Origin of the sequence: Methanosarcina sp. 1.H.A.2.2 (assembly GCF_000979975.1) — an archaeon.
GTDB lineage: Archaea > Halobacteriota > Methanosarcinia > Methanosarcinales > Methanosarcinaceae > Methanosarcina.
Window position 1 is genome coordinate 1 of sequence record NZ_JJQL01000062.1, and the last position, 21,134, is coordinate 21,134.

Here is a 21,134-nt window from a genome sequence, read left to right on the forward strand (position 1 = left end):
ACCATAAATCAAGTATTCCTACCACTAATATAAAATTATTATTATATATATCGCGACAGGAAACTCTAATTATCTGCGGTAATTATCGGACAGCCTGTATAGTGTCGTAACTTCCTATGAGAGTGGGGGAAGAAGGACTGCTAATGTCAACAAGCACAAGGCCATTATCTTTATTGGCTACGCAGGCATAATTACCGAAAACCGCAACACTTTTAGCATATCCGGAAGTATCGCAGCTTCCTTTGGGAGCAGGAGAAGAAGGATTGCTGATATCAACGATAACGAGACCATTATCGTTATCGGCTAAATAGGCATAATTGCCGGATACTGCAACACCCAGAGCAATTCCGGGAGTATCGTAACTTCCTTTGAGAATAGGAGAAGAGGGATTGCTGATATCAACAATAACAAGACCGTTATTGCCATCTGCTACGCAGGCGTAATTACCGGAAACTGAAACGCTGTAAACATCTCCTGTAGTATTGTAGCTTCCTTTGGAAATCGGAGAAGCAGGATTGCTGATATCAACAATCATAAGCTCTTCATCAACATCGGTTACATAGGCGTAATTGCCGGAAACCGAAACATCATTAGCATATCCTGAAGTATCGCAGTTTCCTTTGAGAATCGGAGAAGAAGGATTACTAATATCAACAATCGTAAGACCATTATAACGGTCGAGTAAATAGGCGTAATTTCCGGAAACTGCGACATCGTAAACAGATCCTGCATAACGTCCCTTGAAAATCGGAGAAGAGGGATTGCTGATGTCAACAATTAAAAGACCATTATCGTTATCGGCTACATAGGCATAATTCCCGGCAACTTTTATGTCTACTACAAAACCTTTTGTCATAATCTTACCCACCAAAACAGGTGAAGAAGGGTTAGTGATATCCAATATCAAAAGGTCCTGCCCCTGTCCGACGTAGGCGTAATTGCCAGCGATATCAACAGCTTCCGTTGTCCCGCCAAAATGCCCTACCAATTCCATGCTAACATTAAGAGCAGATGCTGCCCCGGTAATCGGTCCTGTAATCATTACCAAAAAAACAATAAATATAAGCGGATGAATTATTTGCCTATTTATCTCCATTAATTATACATCCTGTCCTTCAGATTCTCGTTCTCATATTCTCAAAAATGTTAAACCCTTAACCACTGATATTTTTATAATTCCATTCAAATGAATCAGGATCTCCAATCAAACCTTGAGATAAATGATAAAGGGTTTAGAATTATATTGAAAGCATTTGAATGAAAATCCCGGCGTTTGATTGGCACTGATGCCGATTAACTTACATGGGTATAATTCATGTACTTTAAAAATCGAGAAGGTATACAATGTGTGGGAAAAGGTTGGAAGTGCATTTGAACTCTATGAATTCCTTAAAGTTGCCTCAATATAAATTTTCCGGCCATATCATCAAACTATCCGCTTTTCACACGAATCTCATGTTTGAATTTATTTTTTTAATTTTGATTGTTTGATACTGTGGCCGGAAAACTTATATGTCAATCCCTGCTGCTATTTTTATGAGAATCTCCAAAACATAGAGTAGAAGTGAATATAAGACAACCGGATTGTTTTGGCGATACACACATCCGATTTTTTATAAAATGTTCCCTGAATTTCAGATTTTTGGTTTCCCCGGAGCTGGAAGAGCCGGGTCTTTTCAGGCCACGGGGGGATAATATCGCTCTGGAGCAAATTTGCCCAAGGACCTGAAAAATGCCTCATGGTTGCCGAAAATCCAGGGCCTGTAATCTGTAGCAAAGAAATGTCCATTAATCCTCATGTTACTTTCTCAAACTGCCCTCCACTTGATTTTCTCCTTGTGCCGGGCGGCTGACGTGGAGGTTGTGGAAGAACGGATCGTAAGGGATGGAAATATCTAAACCTCGGCAGACATTTCTGCTGGCATTGATATGGCGCCTGCATTTGTTGAATTCATGACTGACGAAAAAACGGCGGGTAAAATTCAGCTTGGGGCCGGTATTACCCGTCAGGAAGGTCATACGGCATGATGCACAAAATTCCGCAGGCTCCTGAGTATTTGAGAAAGAGGAACTGAAAGTCCCTCAAAACCTCTCAAAACCTCTCAAAACCTTTTAAAGTCTTACTGCCACGTTACTTCAAGAGGTTTCCTGCGAGGGATTCCATACACTTTGTGCTGCGGGTTGCCAAACATCATTGCGTGAGCAATTTTCCTTCCTTCGGGCAGGTTTAGCTCCTTCTGGAGAGGTTCATAAAACATGGTAGCCGCCGCAACAAAGCCGGCCCAGCAGGTTCCGATGCCGAATGCAGGCGCAGCGATATCAAAATGTGTGAGGGCAATTATTGCATCTACAGGTGCAATTGGACTTTCTTCAGGAATATGGGCGAAAAGCAGGTGTGGAGCACCCTGACAGATTACATCGATTCCCTGCTCCCATGCAGAAATAAGTATCGGCACGTAGCCGCTCATGGGGTGGTCGGTGTTCAATAGGGTTTTCATCCATTCCATTGTGAGCTCGGCAATTTTCCTGACTTTCTTCGGGTCATGGATAACAAGCCACTGAACAGGCTGAAAATTGGCACCAGAAGCTGCATAGCGGGCAATATCAAGGACTTCGAGGATTTTCTCCCTTGGCACGGGTTCCCTGGTAAAATACCGAATAGACCTGCGTTTTTTGATGTAGAACTCCATATCTTCAGGAGAGATGTTGCCTGAACCGGCAGGAAGGAGAACTTTTTCCTCAGGACGGAGGTTCAGGATGAGTGCCTGAGACGGACAGAAAGCTTCACAATGCCCGCAGTAGAAACAGCTAAAAACGTTTTCTTCCTGCACCTGAGGGAGATTAGTTCCATCAGCCAGACCGATAACACCTGAAGAGCATATTTTTACACAAATGCCGCATCCTGTGCATCGATCCTGATCAACAATAATGTGAGTCATAATCATCAAATCCTGTTAAAGGTAAATATATAGACCAGTCCGCATTTATTACTTTTCTTTAGTTTTCTACCTGTGAAGCTTCATTAATTTTACAACGTCACAGGCAAAGAATAAAATGCCGGATGCTTCTCTGCTTGCAGTATGTTATCAAGTTTTACAGCAGGTTTTCATCTGCCCACCTATCAAATATCTTCAATTGCTCTTCCGTATGGAAGTAATGCTCCCCATGCTCCAGGACTTTAACTGTTGAGTGGTACCTCTCTGCAAATGCTGAGATCTCGTCCCATTCAGACAGATTATCTTCAGAACCATACAAAATGGCAGTAGGTACTTTCCATTCAAAACAAATTGGGTTTTCTCTCACATAGCAATAATAGTTCCATTCCAGTGTCTGTCCAATCGGCAACCGGATTTCATGCTCTGCTTTTAGCCTTTCTTCACTTACCTGGAAACCTTCCATCATATTGCTTATGATGCGTTCCATATTGACGACGGGAGAGAGAAATAAACTTTGATTTATGTTAAGGTCGTGATAGGCAAGCAGACTGAAATAGGCTCCCATGCTGCACGCAAACAAATGAATGTCAGGTGCAAGCGACTTTGCATATTCATAAACAGCCGCCAGATCACTTACACAATTTTCTGGAATGCAAGTATATTCCTCATTTACACGCTCACCGTGCATAGGCAGGTCAAAGCTTAATGCCTGGTAACCTTTTTCAACGGCCTTTTGTGCCATCATGGAAATAACGGTGTCCTCTTTATTAGAAAGGTTGCCATGAACTTCAATCAACAGCTTTTCACTCTGCTTTCCCCACAGGATGGCAGGAATACGAATTTTATTATTTGAGATATAAAAATGTCTTTTCTCCATTCTCTCACTTCTCTTTGAAGAAAAATAAATTTAATCCGCAACCTTTCGACTCAGTTCCAAAATCTGGTGATAAAGTCAGCGTAACATCACATCCATTCTTTCACATCCATTTGATCTTTACAGGATTGCGTCGCGGGGTACGATAACTTTTGAACTGTGGATAACCGAACATCATCGCATAAGAAATTACACGTCCCTGCGGCAGTGCAAGCTCCTTCTGCAGAGGTTTCCATGACTTTGCCGCTTCTGTCAAAAAACCCGCCCAGCAGGTCCCGATTCCGAACGCAGGTGCAGCAATATCGAAATGAGTGAGAGCGACGATGCCGTCAGTTGCACCGCTTCCGTGGTTCTCAGGGATATGAGCGACCAGGAGGTGGGGTGCATTCCAGCATACGGCATCAATTCTGCGGTCCCAGGCGGTGACCAGTGAGTATAAAGCCGTGCCCAGAGGCTCCTTGTTTTCATAGAGGTGGCGTATCCAGTCTATGGTCAGTCCTGCAAGCTTATGGGTCTCCTGCTCGTCATATACAACAATCCACTCTACGGGCTGAGTATTACAGCCCGATGCTGCATACCTGGAGATTTCAAGCATCTGCTCGATTTTTTCCTTTTCAACTTTTTGGGGCGTGAAACACCTGATGGAACGCCTGCTCTTTAGATAAGTGCCAAGAAGATCTGAGGATATATCATTCAGACCCACATCATCGTCACTTTTTTCATCAAGCGCAAAATTCAATGTGAGTGCCCCTGTCGGGCAGAACGCCTCACAGTGCCCGCATTTAAGACAAAAAGTTGCCGCTTTTTCCAGTGCCTGGGGGAGCCTGGTCTCTTCATCCTCAGACATAAACCCTAAAGGGCATACCGTTGTGCAAATGCCGCACTGTGTGCAGCGATCCTGATCAACAATAATGTAAGTCATAATTATCAAATCCTGCTAAGGGCAGGATATGCTGTCAGTTAACAATTATTTCCTGCTCTTTTTTCCTGCCTGTGAAGCCCTACTCATTGATTATCGCCCGGGCAAAGGCTAAAAAGCTGCATACTTTCCTGTCTTTGTTTACCCTATGGAAGTACATTTTTTAGACTCTTCTGGGATCACTTTCTGAGTTCTGGATAATTACATCGTTGAGTTTTCAGTTTTTCACTGATCTGGTGGCTTAGCGTTTACTGCTGGAAAGATCCGTCCTGATCACAACATTCCTTCCCCGGATCTCGAGCAACTGAGGGGCAGAGAAACTTTGGCAACATCTCAACATATGTGTCGTAGTTTACCCCCTGTAATGCAAAACTGTTTTTTATTGAAGGGTCCGGGGAGACAATATTGAGTGTAATCATCTGGATATACATCCCGAGCAACCTGGGGTCCAGGTCGTTCCTGACAGACCCGTCCTCAATTCCCTCCCTTACAGCGCTGTACACAAGGGGCACATATTTAGTGGAAATTTCCATCATTGTTTGTGCGTTTTCTGCGTCAATTCTCTGAAAGAGTTGCGGCCCGAATGTGGTGGCCATGTCATTATAGTCTGCGTTCTTCTGTGCATATTCAATGAACCACTGGATCAGGATTTGAATTTTTTCGAAGCCATTTTTCCCGTGGCTCATCCTCTCAGCCTGAATCTCACCAATGTCCGTCCATCTCCTGAAGACTATGGCAAAAAAAAGAGAATTTTTGCTTTTGAAATAAAAGTAAAGCGCGCCTTTGCTCAGTTCAACCTCCTGTGCGATTTCATCCATGGAGACTTTATCATAGCCCTTAGAGTAGAACAGTCTCTCGGCCGCGTCTATGATTTCGTTACGTCGCTTCTCTTTTTTGCGTTGTTGCCTGTCTGTAACTACCATAATCTTTCCGTCGTATTTCTACTCAGAGTCATTTTTTAATCATCAGTTGATTTTTGACTCAGAGTCAATATTTTACTTATGGTAGAATTAACTATATAATTAGTATCTTTTAATTGTCTGGCACTCTTCCAAACTGTTAAAAATGATGAAAAGGGCTCTCAAATTCCGATTTCCTGTGCTCTGATTCTCGGATTTTTCGTTTTCATTAAGAGCCAAAAGCATCTACTTCATAAAAAAAACGGTGTCAGGAAAAATTATTAAGAAAATACGAGCTACCTGCCGAATATAAGATGGATTTTGGTTATCTGGAAATTCTTTCGAACTCCACAAATTCCTTTTTATTAACTCCTTATAAGTTTTCCGACCATATCATCTAACAATCAAAGATCCTGGAATAATTATGGATTTGAAAAGGAGATTTGAAAAGGAGATTCAAAAAGTCAATATGAGAATTTGGTCGGAAAATCCTATAACTATTTATCTGGAAGTCGTTAATTTATGTTAAATGTATTAAGTCAAACCCAATTTTAACTCCATAAATCGGAAGCGAAACCGTGAGAACTATTATAAAATATGGGATTTTTTTGTTTGGGGCTCTTTCTTTGCTGACATTAAACGCTTTAGCACTGTCCAATCCTTCAAACGATAATACTGAACTCGAAAATAATAGTAATGAAGCCATTGGTATTGACATATGTATAGACTTCATACCATACACCCATGAAGAATTAAGAGACAAATCCGATACTATTGTAATAGGTACAGTTAAAGAAATACTTCCACCCAGCTGGAATACCATAGACGGAAAAAAGCCGAAGAAATTACTTAATAAACTTGAATATCCTGACGACATCATTTACACTGACATCGTCATAAGTGTTGATGAATACCTGAAAAACCCGTTATCGTCCAGAGAGCTTATTGTAAGAGTCACCGGGGGGACGGTTGGGGATTTTAGCATGACTACAGACGCCGATCCAAGCTTCAACGCTGGTGAAAAGGTTTTGGTCTATCTGAGAAAAGATGAAAGCCCCAGTACTAAGGATATTGGCCCTGAACACTTCATAGTTACAGATTTTTATCGCGGTAAATATACATTAACCGACGATGGGAAAGCTATAACCCCTGATGAAACTGTTACTCTGGAAGAATTGTTGAGTACAATAAATCAAACCGATAATAACACAAATGATACCGAAGTATCAGATAATAAAGAAACAGCAAATAAAGAAACAGCAAATAAAGAAACAGCAGGTAAGCAAGAAGGAGTCGGTTCTACTATTCAATCAAAAAGAATTCCTTTCATGAGCTCTTTCTGGATGCTTGCAGCGGTGTTCGGAGCAGTCATTTGTATAAGGAAAAGGGAGTAATAAATTGCATATGTTTGCTTTCCGCTTTATCAAATTGTTCGTATAAAAGATTATAGAACTGCATCCAAGTTATGCTCGCAAAAAATATTTACAAAAAATTCACAAACTTTGTGATATTAATTTCAGATTTTTGGTTTTCCCCGGGCTGGAAGGGCCCACCAAAAATTTCAAATTTGCTTTTTTGAAAAGAAAACTTAAATAGGCTTCGATATTCAAACTCTTAAGAAGGGGACATGAATATGGATGCTGAAGAAATTCGGGCGATCTTCAGGTTTTCAGCCCAGGAAAAAAGTATAATTTCCAGTTTTGAAATTCAAGAAGAGCTATTTCTTCCTTTTCTGCTTTCGCTAAAATCAGGAGGTTCATGGAGTTATGCCTCCGAAGACACAAAAAGCATTGCAGTAAAGGATGTGATCACTTATTACAATGAAGAGAGCAAGACCGGCTATACTCTGGAAAAGATATACCTCTTTATCGATCCCGAAATCATAAAGGAAGAAGGAGTCGTCCGCAGGCTGGAAAAGTGCGGGGAAAGAGAAGAAAGAGAACTGGTTGAAAGGCCATACTGTATAACTCTGCAGGCTAAAAGGGTGATACTTGCAGAGGTGAATCCGGACCTCAGGGATATAAGAGTCAAGGAGCTGAAGAAAAAACACATACTACTGAAAGGCACCCCGGCATATAGCGCAGCTCATGAGCTGGAACACCTTGAAAAGGGAGAGGTAAAAGGAATTCCGATGTGGAACTTTGAATACGTCAAAGAATATGCAAAAAAATAAGCAAAAGAGGGAAAGTGGAGAAAAGCAAAATTTTCTCCAAAAAAATCATTTTTGCTTGAAATAATCAGTCTGGCTTGAAATAATCCCTTTTACTTGAAATAATCCCCTTTGCTTGAAATAATCCCTTTTGCTTGAAAAAAATCAGTTTTGCCTGACAAAGTTACTTCTGCCGGATAATGTTTTTGACCCGCCTGTCCCATTCCGTGGACTCGAAAAGCTCCCTGAGTTCCGGAGAATCGTCAATAAAGCAGAAGCCCCAGTAAACCGAAGGCAGGAATTCCCTCTTCCACTGTTCTTTCTTCTTTTTATCAAGGAACTGGTAGGTTTCAGAAGATGATAGGCGGCTTACGAACCCGAGAACTTTGACAAGGTCTGGAATGTTCTTCTGGGCAGAACCGAGTTTCAGGCACTTGAGCCTGTAGCTGTCTATCTTCCTGATATCAGGGTCAAATCCCAGGGTCTTTAGAATTCTATTTTTCTCGGGCATCGAAATGCGCTCACCGTGGTACTTCAGGGAATTTAAGGCCTGGAGTTTAAGGAGCCATTCAACTTCCCCGAAGACCTTGGGCTTATGCTGCCTTGAAACATCCCCTAACCTGCGGTCTTCGTAGGCTTCTCTCTTGAGCTTGTTTATCTGGCCGGAAAGGTTCGCGAGCTCTTCTGCGTCTCTGAGTTCCCTGACCCTGAACCTTAAGGCGCCCCGCATAAGTTCCCGCTTTTCCCGTTCAAAGGCTCCGATATCCTTTTCCTCTGTGATGGCAAGAAGGCGCGAGAAATATTTTGCCCTCAGGGCGGTTGGGGGAAGCCTGACAGGGACCTCTACTGCCTGCACATCCTTTCCTTTTCCCTTTCCTTTTCCCTTTCCTTTCCTGAAGTTGCTGAAGTCTACCTTGCTGATTTCGATTTTTCCTTCCTCAATTGCCCGGGCTGCATCTCCTTCGGAGAAAAGCTCTTCGAGGCGGATTTCAGGCTGGAGCATCTGTACCTGGTCAACCTTTTCCCCGTTGAAAACCCCTTCTCCGAAATGCTGATAGAGGGAGTCGATGCTGTCCGCGATTTCAAAGATGTTTCCCCTATACTTCCCGGAAACCGGAGAAAGCCTTGTAACCCTTCCGACCTGCTGTTCAAAGAGCCGCATGCTCAGGGTTGGCCGCAGAAGGATAAGGGTTTCAAGCCCCGGAAAATCAAAGCCTTCGATCAGCATACCGACCGTGCAAAGGACATAGGGCGGCTTTCCTGCTTCCCTGAAAGCTGCAAGAAGAGCACTCTGTTCTTCCTTAGGCAATTCAGAAGTCATAAAAGCAGCATCTGTGAACTCCCCTTCAGGAGTATAATTCTCAAAATCAAGAGGCAATACCGGATCAGAATCCTTTTCCAGCTCCGGGGCAGAGATTTCCCCGTTGAAAACCGAGGCAGTGAGTTTTGCATGAAAAGCGTTGATTTCCTCTCCGTCCTCCCCGGCTCCATAGACACGCTTCCGGACGGGGGCGCAGAAGACAAGGGTCTTTGCATTCCTCTGCTTTACCAGCGAATCGTACACATCTTTTGCGAGCTGGGTTCTACGGATAACTTTTCTCAATTTGTCAACAGTGCTGCAGTCAAGGTAAAGGTCCTGCCTGTCAAGTTCATCCAGCCCTTTCTCAAAGTCAAAGATCTCAAATATATCCTCCGAACTTTCAGCAATCGTGTACTTAAGGGGTGCAAGTTCGTCATCAAGGATACACTCAGGAAGAGTCTTTGCATAGACCTCCCTCATATCCCCGGCAATCTCATCCACGAATTTTACATTTCCGACCACACCCTGGAAAGGAGTTGCAGTCATCCCCAGGATTTTAGTCCGTTCTCCAAACTCATTGAGAAAGTCGTTTCCCCTGTTGTTTATGAAGTTGTGGATCTCATCCACGATTGCAAGGTCGGTATATTCGAGAAGAAGTTCTTTGATTTCGGAGGCCTGTTTTCCTAGTACTGTCTGCAGTGAGGCAAAGAGCACAAAGCCTTCACCTTTTTCCTGCCCGGATTTTCTAAGGGCTTCTGCAATCTCTTTTCTAGCGACCTTTTGTTCGGAAGAGAGGAGCGCACTATTGGGAAAGAGGGGCCTGTTTTTTTTCCTGTCGTAGTATGTCTGACTCAGGAGAGGGTTGTTTTTCGAAATAAGGAAAAGTACAAGTTTTCCTTCCTCGTAATATTTTTTCATTATATGTTTTGAAAGAAAGGTCTTGCCCCAGCCAGTGGGAACTTTGATATAGCCTCTCTGATGGGTTTCAAAATATTCCAGAATATCCTCAAAGATTTTCTTCTTATCTTCCCTCAAGGGCTCGAGCTCGACGGTTTCCATGCCGGCTGAGGCTTCATTTGAAATTGTCATCAGTACGCTGTCCTCACGCTTTTCACTCTATAAAATTTGACTTTGTATATTTTTTTATATTTGATAATATCAGAAAGCTACCTTTCAAAAAGTTTTCCGGGAAACTGCATGCTCCATGCACAGGAAACAGTGCATGCAACTGGAAATATTCTAAGAATTAACTCCCCTGACTGCAAAATTACGGATAAAAAACTTCAGTCCAGAAAACCTGGGTCATCTCCTTTCGTTCCGAAATCGAAAAGAGCATGTTTGAACGGCTTTTAGTTAAAAGGAATACCTTTTCAGTAATAAGAACTACGGCGATATAAGAATTACGGCAGTATAAGAATTACTATAATATAAAGTTGTATATAAAGTTGTGGAATTTTAATTATAAGGAATTCTAAAGAACATGATAACACATGAACTTTGGAAATATTATTCTGCAGAACTCCTGAACTGCAACAATTTATGTACGGAAAAGTCAAAGGAAAAGGCTCTTTGCAGAGGTCCTCTGTCCTTTGATATCTTCCGGAAAAGGAAATTTGAAAGAGTTTAGAAGAACTTTGGTCTTGCAGAAAGATACTTTGCAAGAGGCAGCTTCCTGTAGGGCTTGCCAGCAGTTTCTTCTTTTATGCGGGTATTCAGTTCTTCCGGAGTCATCTGAACTTTTTTAGGCTTATCCTGTTCGGACTCGGCCCGGACGGTTACGTTAATCGTGCCCTCCTCCAGTTCTTTATCTCCAATAACCACAACGTATGGCACCCATTCCCTGCCCGCTTCCCTTACCTTCTTTCCTATGGACAGGTCGCGGTCATCAACATCAACCCTGCAGTCCAGTTTCTTTGAAAGCTCTTCGGCAAAAGCGAGGTGTTTTTCGGAAACCGGCACAACCCTTACCTGGGTGGGAGAAAGCCATAAAGGCAGCATCGGGACTTTTCCTTCTTCTGTTTCCATTGCAGCTTTTTCAAGGAGAGCATAGATACAGCGTTCGATTGCTCCGCTTGGAGAGCAGTGGAGAACGGTCGGTCTCTCCAGTTTGCCGTCTGCGCTCGCATAAGAGATATCGTACCTTTCGGCATTTTCCACATCGATCTGAACAGTGGAAAGGGCGCTTGCCTTGTCAAGGGCATCTACGAAATTAAACTCGAACTTGAGCACGAAGTAGAAGAAACGGGTATCCCACATCTCAACAAGCACGGGCTTGTTGACGGTCTTTGCCATGCTGACTACCAGGTCTTTATTAGACTCATAGAAGTCCCTGGTGAAACGGATGGCAACTTCATAATCATCAATATGGATTCCCACATTTTCAAGCACGTCGATGCAGAGGTCATACTGCTGCTTGAACTGGTTTACAGCCTGGCTCATATCCTCACAGAGAGTGTGCATATCAGGCATAGTAAAAGCCCTAAGTCTTCTCAGGCCCACGAGTTCTCCACGCTGTTCCTTTCTGAAACTGTAGCGGGTCATTTCGATCATCCTTAATGGCAGGTTTTTGTAGGAGATCGTCATGTCGTGGTTCATCAGGAATTGCCCGAAGCAGGCTGCAAAACGCAGGAACATCTGCCGCTTGTCAGACTCAATAGAATACTGCCTTGCAGGGAACCTGTCAAGGTACTTCTTGAGAGTCGGGTGGTTCATGTCGTACATCAGGGGAGTTTCGACTTCCATTGCCCCGAACTCGGTTGCGACATCAAGCACGTAGTTTTCAAGGAGGGACTTAACAAACCTTCCCTTGGGGTAATAGCGCATGTTTCCGGAGTCTGACCCTGGCTCGTAGTCTGCAAGCTCAAGCCTCCGCATGAGTTCAACATGGGGAGGAGCACGCTCAACCGCCCTGCTTTTGGACATTTCATAATTCACAAACTTCTGAAGTTTCGGATGAGGAGTGAGGTCAAAGCCCTCGATTTCATGGAGTTCCCCGTCCGGAGTCAGGATGCGCCAGTAGGACTTGGCAGTACCTTCGGCTTTCAGGGCTTCGGAAACTACCTCTTCTTTTTCCTCGACTGCCACAGTTTTGCATACTGCTTTTGCTGTCCCCTCGGGACGGATGCTCCTGGAAAGTTCGGAGAGGGGGTGTCCCTTACAGCTTACAGTAAAGGCTTTGTACCATCCAAAAGGAGCACGTTTGACCTCATATTTTCCTGAGAGGGCTTTCTCAATGCCTTTTAAGACCTCTACTGCAACTTTCGGAGAGGAAAGGTCAGAGCTCAGGTGGGCATATGGATAAAGCATTATGCGGTCGGTTTTGACCTGAGCTGCAACCTTTTCGATTTCAGATACAGCTTTTTCTATGGCCTCTTCTGGATTGGCTTCATCCACGCTTTCCACAGCCGTAAAAGCGGTGAGGGCTTCCTCAAGTCTGCCTGACTTTAAGGACTCTTCTATTTTTTCAGCAACTGGAGTTTGTTTTTTGGTTTGGTATTCAATATAGTCAGAGTGAATGAGCAATAACTGCATTCTATCACCTGTGTTTTCTAAGCCGAATATGTGTTCCTAATTGGCTTTTGTTCTGGATCAAACAGAGGCTCAAACAGTATTTTATGACTTAGTATTACAACTTAATACCAGGACCTGATTTCTGGACTGTTTGAGGTCTGTACCCGTCAGTAGATCTTGATTAAAGGAAGTTAAGAAGAATATATGACAGTCCTAACATCCTGCAATGATATAAAGCAATCCCTTTCTCCTCATTGAAATCTATTTTTATCAATCAGTCCTGGCAGGATTTTGTCAGATTCTTGAGGTAGAGGTCAGCCTGTGCTGCCATTTCAGGATGAATCTGTTCCTGATAAACTCTGTAAGCTGCAACGAGTGCTCCCAGAAGAATAGGGGCTGCAAAAAAACCTGCAACCCCTCCCACAAAAGCCCCTCCTAAGAAGGCGAGCATGAGCAGCATCGGATGGATCTTTGACCTCATGCCGGTCAGGAAAGGTCTGAGGATCAGTTCGGGAGGGCCATAAATTAGAAGGGAAGAAACCACAAAAAAAAGAAATGCACTTTCAAATCCCTGTTCAAAATAACGTATTAAAGCCAGGGGTACAAGCACCATATACCCGGCAAAAAGAGGTATAACCGATGCTATGAAGATAAGGGTTGCAAGTGCCAGCACATGGGTAAATCCGAAAGCGTAAAAAACGAAAACTGAAGTCACGCTTACTATGAGGGCAGCATAAGCATTGCCTATGAAAACTCCTTTCAGGATAAGGTCCAGATGAGCTGCATAGCGGTTTACAATGTCCTGGTAATCTTCTGGTATCACGCCAAGAAAGGCACAGTAAAGTCTGTCCCCATCGGCAAGCAGAAAATAACAGAAGAAAATCGAAACTATGAAATTAATAACAAAGAGACCGATGCTCTGGGCATATGAGATTAGCCCTATGCTGCCGACTGCAGGGAGCAGGGAAGTAAAGAGGTTCCAGATAGCAGTATTTATCCTTTCAACATATGTTTCCGGAATTTCCAGAGCATTTATAAAGTCTAAAATTCCGCCCATGACTGAAGTCTGGTGTTCAATTATCCAGGAGATCTGGTTAAGGATCTCAACAACTCCGGCTCCTACAATGAATACTATAGGGATGAAAATGAAAAGGCTAGCTATCAAAGCCCCTACTTTTCTATACTTTCCAAATTTAATCTGGATAGGCCGGGCAATATATGCAAAGACTATCCCGAGCACTATTCCGTCTGCCAGGGGCAGCAGGATCAGGAAAGCGAAGAATAAAAGCACAGCTAATGCAATGGCTATTCCTATTTTCCAGCGGCTGGCAATGAGCTGGCTGACTCCGTCGGGTGGGTAATTTAATCGCATTCTTCAGTTCCATTATGATAAATAGATGATAATCATTCAATCAATTAAATAAAGGTAAATATAATCAAATTCATGAACCGGAAACAAAGGTATTAAATGAGTCCGGATGTAAAACATTGTTAAGCTCAAAGTTTGATATAAACATCATTGGCTTCATTAGTATAAAGTTTAGTTAGTACATGGGGAGCTCGGTCAGGTAAATAACATGATAATCAGGTATTATCGGGACGTTTCTAATATGTGTGACCTGAAAGGGCCTGGTAAGATTACAGGTTTAATATGAAAATATAATTAGAAACTATTTAAAAATATCATCGGCTTATGAACAGAACAGCAAATTCAGACCTCAGGATTCGAGTTTTGATCATTCAGGTTTTTGATTATCCAAATTCAGGTTTTTGATTATCCAAAGTACTGGTTACCCGATGACAAACGGTTGATTTTTGATACTTGATTTTTCCAGCATGGTTGAAGATTGCGTTCTAATTTGCTCAAAATCGGTGGGTTTAAGCCGTGCCGGGCGTGGGACAGAACAGATAAAAGATGCCAGTTCAGTTGCCCGGAATGAAACTTCCCGATTAACTGCTGACAATCATAGTATTTATACTCATTTTTTAAGATTCATTTTTTAAGATTCATTTTTTAAGATTCATTTTTTACCGTTCAAACTTTTAGTTTTTCATCCAGACCGGGAACAAGTTTGTCAAAATACCTGGTTACCACGCAGGACTCCATGCATTTTCCACACCTTATACAGGTTTCACTTACATGAGGCTTTCCTTCTTTTATCGAAACCGCTCCGACAGGACAGGCTTTTTCACATATACCGCATCCTGTACAGCGGGAAAGCCTGACAAACTGTTTTGCAGCCTCTTTAAATAGGCAGACAGCTTTTTCCTTTGTTTCCGAGCTTACGAGCAGGTTTCCATTCGAAAAAAACTTCACGGTCCCGGTTCTGGTTTTGACCAGCAGCATGCCCAGTTCTTCTGCATAAACAGTATTTCCAAGCACATTGATGAAATCCGCAGCTTCTTTTTCCCTGATGCCCCGGACTCCTGCCTCGACAGAAAAGCCTCCTGCTTTGCAGGGGGAAATTCCTCCCACCACCTCAATTTCAAAGTCTTCAGCTTTTTCTTCCGCAAGGACAGAGATTCCAAGTTCCTCTGCCAGCCTTAGCATTTTCGGAGGCAGCTCCTTCCAGCGCCAGAACCCATGCTCTACGAACTTTTCCGAAAGCCCGTGCTTTTTTGCCCACTCAAGCAGGAAGGCGTTCCACCTGGCGTGCATCTCAGGATGCAGTTCTTTTACCCTGGAATATTCGGCAGCAAGGGCAGATGGGCAGAGCCAGCACCCAACCCTCTCAAAGCCCTGGTCATAGAGAGGATTGTATGAAAGCCCTCTCCAGTGGATATATAGCCAGACTTCAAGAGCCCGCCAGTCCCTTATAGGGAAGATATTGAGCTGCGCCGGGACGAAGGGGTTTGTCTCACTCGCCGCAATCCTTGCCCTGGAAAAGGATTCATGCTTTCGCTTGCCATCTATTGTCAGATAGGCAACTGCATTTGCAGCCTCCTTTCCTGAAAGGGAACAGGCTCCTTTTCCTGCTTCCAGGTCTCCTGCCGAAGCCAGTTTGCAGACCTTGCAGCACCAGCGGAAATCCTTTGCAGGAGGCCCGAACTTTTCTACCTGCTCCCAAAAAGCGGAGCCGGAACTCATTTCTTCAAGAGGGACTTTCATTTCGCGGCATAAATCCCGTGCAAACTCCACAGTTTCAGGGAATTCGATCCCCGTGTTTAGGAAAAAAGCCTTAAACTCCCTCTGCTTGAGGGCAGACTTTGCCAGGTCCAGTACCACGAGACTGTCTTTCCCCCCGCTGAAGGACACATACACAGGCAGGGCACGATGCTCATTTCTGGAAATAATCCCGCGGATGGTGTTGATGGCATTTTTCCCCAGGACCTGCAGGTGTTTTTTGTTAGCTTCTATGCATGCCCCTAAATCCGGAATCTCGGGATGCAGGAATGCCTCGCTGCTGTCAACCTTTCTGACCCTGATAACTTTTGTTCCGGTTTCGGACGAGGATTCGGCTTCAGAGGGGGATTCGGCTTCAGAGGGGGATTTGGTTTCGGATGAGTATTCGGACTCAGATTGGGCTCTGACTTCAGGTTGAATTACGGTCCCGGATTGAGCTTCGGGCTTTGACAGGCTCTCCATGCCTGCGAAATCCACGCCGTTAATGTAAGAAATTCCATATCCGCTAAGGCTGCCCGCAGTCACAAGGACAAAATCCCCTGCTTTTATGTTGCTGGCAAACGACTCTATAAGCCCCGATGCCACGTTTTTTCCATTAAGGTGTCGGTTTGTTTTCTTAAGCTCGACTTTTCTGCCTTCAGCAGACTTGAGGAGGATTTTTGCTCCCTGAAGAGAAGGCTCAAAGCTGTAGTCCATTTCCGAAAGTTCGAAACGGAGCACTCCGAAAATAAAACCGTCTACGATAACCTCATCAGTTTTGTCTTCTCCGGGAATTTTGTTAAGGAGAACAAATCTGTCTCCCAGAGGATCGCAGCCGAAGGCTGAAATTAGCTGCTCTGCCAGGACTTCCCTCTCATAGGGGGAACAGAACCTGACATCTGCCGGCTGGGAAAGATGGAGTATATCACCTTTACCGCCACAGATCCCGCACTCTTCCCCTATGAGTGGCAGGTTGCACTTCCTGCACCAGAAAATGTAGTCATCTTCATATTCAAAACGAGGTGAGGATTTTTTCTTTGAAAGAGCCGGATCCGGATGTCTTTCAGAGCCAGAGCTCTTTCTGGCAGAGGATTTTTCTTTAAAATCCCGGGACCTGTTTTCTGCTCTTTTTTCATGGGTTTGAGGTCCCTTTCTGTCCGAACTGTTTCGTTTTTGTTTTTGTGAGCTGGAAGTCTGGTATTTTTCTTTTTTCTGATGCATGGAAGCCCTGACCGGTGGTTCGAAGAAATGGTTAAGTATCTTATCGTTCAGTTTTCAGCAAGGATGCGTTTATCGATATATCAATATTTTGAGAGAAAGTATTAATGCTTTGAGTGAAGGGAAAGATCCTATAAAAGAAAACACGATAATACTTTCTAATACTTTCAAAAACCCTTAAAGTATAACTTAAAGTATAACTTAAATCTTATATTTAAATTGTTATTTTAACTGTAATATGAATCAAGAATATATTAAACTTCCTGAGAAGGCATTAAAGTTTCCCTGGAAGGCATTAAAGCTTTCCGCAAATGGTAAGCTTGTTATTCGAATGTGATACTGTATGAAATATGATGTTGTTGTGGTGGGAGCTGGTCCTGTGGGCTCCACTGCCGCCCGCTATGCGGCAATGAATGGGGCAAAGGTCCTTCTGCTCGAAGAGCACTCCTCAATAGGGTCTCCTGTCGGATGTACAGGGCTTCTGAGCACAAGAGCCGTTGAAGAGTGCGGACTCAGGCCTTCGGACGAATTTGTGTTCAATTCCGTGCGCGGGGCTTTTGTGCATGCTCCCGATGGACAGTACCTGCCGATTGATGGAAAGCAGACAAAGGCGTATGTTGTCTCCCGGAAAAACTTTGACCGCACCCTTGCAGTAATGGCTGTAGAAGAAGGTGTTGAGCTCTCCCTGAAAACAAGGGCTATAGGATTTGAAAAAGAGAGCTCTGAAGCCGGAACCGGGACAAAAGAAAATGGAACAAAAAAAAGCTCTCCTGTAAAGCTCAAAGTACTCAGGAACGGAAAGCCTGAAACCATATCCACGTCCGTAGTTATCGGGGCAGACGGGGTAAAAAGCCGCATAGCCAGTTATGCAGGCCTTGGAAAACCTGCGCGCATACTTCCCGGAATTCAGATCGAAGCTCCCTATGCCTCGGATGACAGCGATTTTGTTGAGCTGTTTCCAGGCTCTTCAGCCCCCGGTTTCTTTGCCTGGACCGTGCCCCTTGACGAAAAGGTCTCAAGAATCGGGCTTGCACTTGAACCAGGGCTTGCCTGCAAAAGCGGGCCTGGCGAGAATTCCCCGCTTTCCTATCTTGAAAAACTCCTTTGCTCAAACCCACACATAAAAGAAAGGTACTCAGGAGGCATGCTTGACTTTGTGGTTGGAGGGATTCCAATCGGCCCCCTGGAAAAAACATCTTCTGACGGTGTCCTGCTCGCAGGCGATGCTGCAGGGCAGACTAAACCCACGTCAGGAGGCGGAGTCTATACGGGAGCTTTTGCAGCAAAAATTGCCGGAAAAATTGCAGCTGAGGCCGCCCTTGAAGGAGACACCTCTGCACGCCGGCTTTCCGAATACGACCTGCTCTGGCGAAAGGGCCTGGCAAAAGAACTCGAAATAGGCATGAAAATCCATGACTACATGGGAAAGCTGAAAGACAATCAGTTGAACGAACTCATAGGCTCGTTAAATACCCCTTCGATTCTGAATACAATCACGGAGTACGGGGATATGGACCACCCCTCTGTCCTTATGAGGAAGCTGATGTTTTCAGGAAACTCTTTGAGGCTCATGAAAGCTTTCGGGACATTTGTAAAGACACTCTTTTGAAGAAATCAGCATTTGAAGTGTGAGAAGATGCAGAAAGTGTCGGTATAGAGGTGCTGGCTTTATACTGGAGTGCGGGGCAGGAAATACTGAAGAATACCAGTCCGATTTCCCTGAATAATTTCTCCCACTTAACTAGGGATCACCGAAAAGTAGAGAAAGACGGATTTGCTTCCGGCAGGTAGCGCGGCTGTTTGAGAAATCCTTCTGCCAGCAGGTCCCTTGCCAGTTCGAAGTGCCGGAGCCCTATCTTTCCACAGTAAAGGACCTTTAAAGCCTCCTGTTCAGAGGGCTGTTTTTGTAAAAAGGCACTTACTTTTCGAAAACCGCTCAGGTAAACACAATCTTTGGTGTAACCTCCGGGCAGGGAGGTATCGTGAAGTCCTCTTTTGACTCTCAGGGCAAAGGTAAAAGCCTCTTCGGGGGAGAAATAGCCTGTAAGTTCATCCACAATCTCTGAAAACGAAGCTTCATTACATATCGCAGCAGCCACAACCCTTGCGCTGTATTTTTTAAGGTTTTCCGGCACCAGAAGTCCATTTTTCGATTCATTGTAGGCCGCAAGCCCCTCTTCGGTTTCCATATAACCCGGAAAACCCGAGCGGAAAAGCATAAGAGGCTGGAATTTCCCGTTTTCTGCCCGAAAGACGTGCGTCCCTATTTCATGGCAGAGGTATCCTTTGATTCCGGCTTTTGAAAAATGGGACGAAAAATCGATGTGGATTTCACTGCAGGCCGCATTTACTGCCATTTTCACTCCTCCCCCATCTGCAGGCCTGACTTCCCATTCCAGCCCTAGGCGCTTTAACTCCGTTTCAAAAACACCTCTGACATCTCCAGGGCTCAGGTTTTTCTCCACCTGCTCATTCTTTAAACGCTCCAGGTTTTTCTGAGCCTCCAGGAGAAGGGGTCCGGAGGGGAGTCCGTAAAAGGCCGAAAGCTCGTTCCCGAAATCCGGGGAGTCCCTGTGAATCAGAAGGTCATGAAAGCGAAGGAGGTAATTGATTTTTTTGATGTAGAAAGGAGCAAAAACAGAACCTTTACAGCGCTCAAGTTTTTCCCTGATTTTTTTAAGATCCCTGCAAAAATCCCCTACTTCCGGCCCACAGCTTTCGTACTCGAATACAGGATTGTAAGTTTCGCCTCCAGCGTATGCCCTGAGGAACTTCTCTTTTTCCTTTCTGGCATTCACAGGGTTGAGATAGCGCAGAATATTCAACTGCTTTTCTATATCAAACAAGCGCCTGTCGTATTTAAAAACGCATTTTTCCGACTCTGCTACAAGCATCCGAAACCGTTCCCCTCAGTACATCTTTCGAACTTCGTCTCCGGGTATATTTTTTAGGAGCAATTAAGGGCTAATCAGTAAAGAACTACTCTCTGGCAAGTGGCAAAAATTAAGTAAATTAGCACTTTTTAGTATACATTCACTCTTTTTTGGATAAATCCCAATCTTAAATCGAACCCTAAATTATAAACGAGGACTCTGTTTTTCAAATTTCCTATATTTATATGTCATCCCTGGCAACACGGTTGATACTAAACGGTTGATATTTGGTATCAGGTTTCCAGCCAGCCTAATGCTTTTGTTTTTATCTACTGTACGCAAGCGGGCTCAAGCAGGGCGCAGCACGTGGAAAGAAAGAGAGAGATGCAATTTAAGGTCATTTCGGAATAATACTAACCAATTAACCCGGGAACACCACATTTTTCAAGTTCCTGATTTCCGTGTTTTTAATGGTTAACCTTGAGATTTAAGATTGGGGGAAACCCCGGTACCTGACAATTTTGAGATCTGACAATTCATCTTTTTCATTCTGGGAAGTCTTGATTTTTACTGGGAGGATTATAAATTCCCGAAACCCCTTATATTAAAGGGGATACCTGTGAGTTCCGGTTCTAAACTTCTTGATGACGTAAAACAGCACTTATGTACCTGTTCTGCAGGCCTCAAGCTCACTCCTGAAATGGAATCGTTCCTGGAAATACCCCAGATGAGGAGCTTCCAGGGAAAAATTTAAAAAAATGTGACTATGTGTAACTATGAAAGTGTAAACCTTACTGGCCGGCTTCTTCCAGTTCATTCAGCAGGTTTCTTTCAAAGTTCAGGACTTTCCTGATTACTATCTTTTTGGACCCGAGTGCAAGTTCCTCGTTTTCAGGATATTTTTCTTTTATATACCCGTAAAGTTCCATAACACTCATATCGTCAAGTTTCCTTTTGAGCTGGTTAAAGTCTTCCATAAAAGATACCCTCATTTACAAAAAGCGAAATTAGATTTATTTTTTCACGCAGCTACCAGCGTATTCCCAAACGTATTCCAGAGATCCGTTGCAGGTGCCTGCCAGTATTACATACCCTTAATAACAGGCTTTTTATATATATTCATGTTCAGCTGCAAAGCTGTGAATAATATCACTCCATACCCCCACTCATTTACTTTTTTTAAACTAATTTCCAAAAATTAATATGTCACTTACTTTATAATATCTGTGACTGCCGGATAGGATTTTCATAAAAAAGAATTCAGGAAACCTGGAGCTCTGGGTAAGTAAACTCAAAATCCGGGGAAAAACTAAGAAAAAGAAAGGCAGGAACTTAAATGCTGGGGGTGATAGC

The 21,134-nt window shown here is 43.8% G+C and carries 16 protein-coding genes; 4 read left to right on the plus strand and 12 right to left on the minus strand.

The features are described from left to right. Positions 1-82: 82 nt before the first annotated feature. From EO93_RS09390 to EO93_RS09415, 6 genes are all read right to left on the minus strand, one after another. Complete coding sequence (locus EO93_RS09390; RefSeq protein ID WP_235284186.1) at positions 83-1,042, minus strand: LVIVD repeat-containing protein; 960 nt, start codon at positions 1,040-1,042, stop codon at positions 83-85. Between the two features lie 758 nt (positions 1,043-1,800). Next, complete coding sequence (locus EO93_RS17960) at positions 1,801-2,019, minus strand: hypothetical protein (protein WP_200898102.1); 219 nt, start codon at positions 2,017-2,019, stop codon at positions 1,801-1,803. 101 nt (positions 2,020-2,120) lie between these two features. Further along, a complete protein-coding gene (locus EO93_RS09400; protein WP_048162203.1) occupies positions 2,121-2,939 on the minus strand; it encodes a nitroreductase family protein in 819 nt (272 codons plus the stop codon). Positions 2,940-3,093: 154 nt separating this feature from the next. Beyond that, a complete protein-coding gene (locus tag EO93_RS09405; protein ID WP_048162205.1) occupies positions 3,094-3,813 on the minus strand; it encodes a carboxylesterase in 720 nt (239 codons plus the stop codon). Positions 3,814-3,913: 100 nt separating this feature from the next. Then, a complete protein-coding gene (locus EO93_RS09410; protein WP_048162207.1) occupies positions 3,914-4,732 on the minus strand; it encodes a nitroreductase family protein in 819 nt (272 codons plus the stop codon). Between the two features lie 245 nt (positions 4,733-4,977). After that, positions 4,978-5,652: a TetR/AcrR family transcriptional regulator gene (locus tag EO93_RS09415; RefSeq protein WP_048162208.1), complete on the minus strand. Its 675-nt coding sequence runs from the start codon at positions 5,650-5,652 to the stop codon at positions 4,978-4,980. A 602-nt stretch (positions 5,653-6,254) separates the two neighbouring features. Between EO93_RS09415 and EO93_RS17965 the strand changes: the two genes are divergently transcribed. Beyond that, on the plus strand, positions 6,255-7,022 hold the full coding sequence (locus tag EO93_RS17965) for a hypothetical protein (protein WP_200898103.1): 768 nt from the start codon (positions 6,255-6,257) through the stop codon (positions 7,020-7,022). Between the two features lie 239 nt (positions 7,023-7,261). Continuing rightward, on the plus strand, positions 7,262-7,801 hold the full coding sequence (locus EO93_RS09425) for a RimK/LysX family protein (protein WP_048162210.1): 540 nt from the start codon (positions 7,262-7,264) through the stop codon (positions 7,799-7,801). Positions 7,802-7,961: 160 nt separating this feature from the next. Here the strand turns inward: EO93_RS09425 and EO93_RS09430 are convergent, their stop codons facing one another. The 4 genes from EO93_RS09430 to EO93_RS09445 all read right to left on the minus strand — a co-directional run bounded on the left by EO93_RS09430 (position 7,962) and on the right by EO93_RS09445 (position 16,911). Then, entirely contained in the window at positions 7,962-10,166 is a 2,205-nt protein-coding gene (locus tag EO93_RS09430) for a DEAD/DEAH box helicase (RefSeq protein ID WP_048162212.1), read from the minus strand. Positions 10,167-10,700: 534 nt separating this feature from the next. Further along, the gene (locus EO93_RS09435; protein ID WP_048133348.1) at positions 10,701-12,608 is read right to left on the minus strand and encodes a threonine--tRNA ligase; all 1,908 of its coding nucleotides are present in this window, start codon (positions 12,606-12,608) and stop codon (positions 10,701-10,703) included. A 253-nt stretch (positions 12,609-12,861) separates the two neighbouring features. Further along, entirely contained in the window at positions 12,862-13,959 is a 1,098-nt protein-coding gene (locus EO93_RS09440; protein WP_048162213.1) for an AI-2E family transporter, read from the minus strand. A 663-nt stretch (positions 13,960-14,622) separates the two neighbouring features. Beyond that, positions 14,623-16,911: a phosphoadenosine phosphosulfate reductase family protein gene (locus tag EO93_RS09445; RefSeq protein ID WP_048162214.1), complete on the minus strand. Its 2,289-nt coding sequence runs from the start codon at positions 16,909-16,911 to the stop codon at positions 14,623-14,625. A gap of 340 nt (positions 16,912-17,251) precedes the next feature. Here EO93_RS09445 and EO93_RS09455 point away from each other — a divergent pair, with 340 nt between their 5' ends. Further along, positions 17,252-18,517, plus strand: a complete 1,266-nt coding sequence (locus EO93_RS09455) for an NAD(P)/FAD-dependent oxidoreductase (protein WP_048162216.1) — start codon at positions 17,252-17,254, stop codon at positions 18,515-18,517. 139 nt (positions 18,518-18,656) lie between these two features. On the opposite strand, the gene EO93_RS09460 is transcribed toward EO93_RS09455, so the two are convergent. After that, positions 18,657-19,802, minus strand: a complete 1,146-nt coding sequence (locus EO93_RS09460) for a tyrosine/phenylalanine carboxypeptidase domain-containing protein (protein WP_048162218.1) — start codon at positions 19,800-19,802, stop codon at positions 18,657-18,659. A gap of 598 nt (positions 19,803-20,400) precedes the next feature. On the opposite strand from EO93_RS09460, the gene EO93_RS18465 reads away from it, so the two are divergent. Beyond that, complete coding sequence (locus tag EO93_RS18465; protein ID WP_255350211.1) at positions 20,401-20,535, plus strand: hypothetical protein; 135 nt, start codon at positions 20,401-20,403, stop codon at positions 20,533-20,535. A gap of 37 nt (positions 20,536-20,572) precedes the next feature. Here the strand turns inward: EO93_RS18465 and EO93_RS09465 are convergent, their stop codons facing one another. Beyond that, positions 20,573-20,758 (minus strand): hypothetical protein, encoded by a 186-nt coding sequence (locus EO93_RS09465; protein WP_048162220.1) that lies wholly within the window; start codon positions 20,756-20,758, stop codon positions 20,573-20,575. Positions 20,759-21,134: the final 376 nt, after the last annotated feature.

Coding starts and splice junctions, on each gene's coding strand:
- EO93_RS09415 (WP_048162208.1), bottom strand. CDS start 5,652: ATGGTAGTTACAGACAGGCAACAACGCAAAAAAGAGAAGCGACGTAAC.
- EO93_RS09400 (WP_048162203.1), bottom strand. CDS start 2,939: ATGACTCACATTATTGTTGATCAGGATCGATGCACAGGATGCGGCATT.
- EO93_RS09390 (WP_235284186.1), bottom strand. CDS start 1,042: ATGATTACAGGACCGATTACCGGGGCAGCATCTGCTCTTAATGTTAGC.
- EO93_RS09465 (WP_048162220.1), bottom strand. CDS start 20,758: ATGGAAGACTTTAACCAGCTCAAAAGGAAACTTGACGATATGAGTGTT.
- EO93_RS09405 (WP_048162205.1), bottom strand. CDS start 3,813: ATGGAGAAAAGACATTTTTATATCTCAAATAATAAAATTCGTATTCCT.
- EO93_RS09455 (WP_048162216.1), top strand. CDS start 17,252: ATGAAATATGATGTTGTTGTGGTGGGAGCTGGTCCTGTGGGCTCCACT.
- EO93_RS17960 (WP_200898102.1), bottom strand. CDS start 2,019: ATGACCTTCCTGACGGGTAATACCGGCCCCAAGCTGAATTTTACCCGC.
- EO93_RS09430 (WP_048162212.1), bottom strand. CDS start 10,166: ATGACAATTTCAAATGAAGCCTCAGCCGGCATGGAAACCGTCGAGCTC.
- EO93_RS09445 (WP_048162214.1), bottom strand. CDS start 16,911: ATGCATCAGAAAAAAGAAAAATACCAGACTTCCAGCTCACAAAAACAA.
- EO93_RS09460 (WP_048162218.1), bottom strand. CDS start 19,802: ATGCTTGTAGCAGAGTCGGAAAAATGCGTTTTTAAATACGACAGGCGC.
- EO93_RS09440 (WP_048162213.1), bottom strand. CDS start 13,959: ATGCGATTAAATTACCCACCCGACGGAGTCAGCCAGCTCATTGCCAGC.
- EO93_RS09410 (WP_048162207.1), bottom strand. CDS start 4,732: ATGACTTACATTATTGTTGATCAGGATCGCTGCACACAGTGCGGCATT.
- EO93_RS09435 (WP_048133348.1), bottom strand. CDS start 12,608: ATGCAGTTATTGCTCATTCACTCTGACTATATTGAATACCAAACCAAA.
- EO93_RS09425 (WP_048162210.1), top strand. CDS start 7,262: ATGGATGCTGAAGAAATTCGGGCGATCTTCAGGTTTTCAGCCCAGGAA.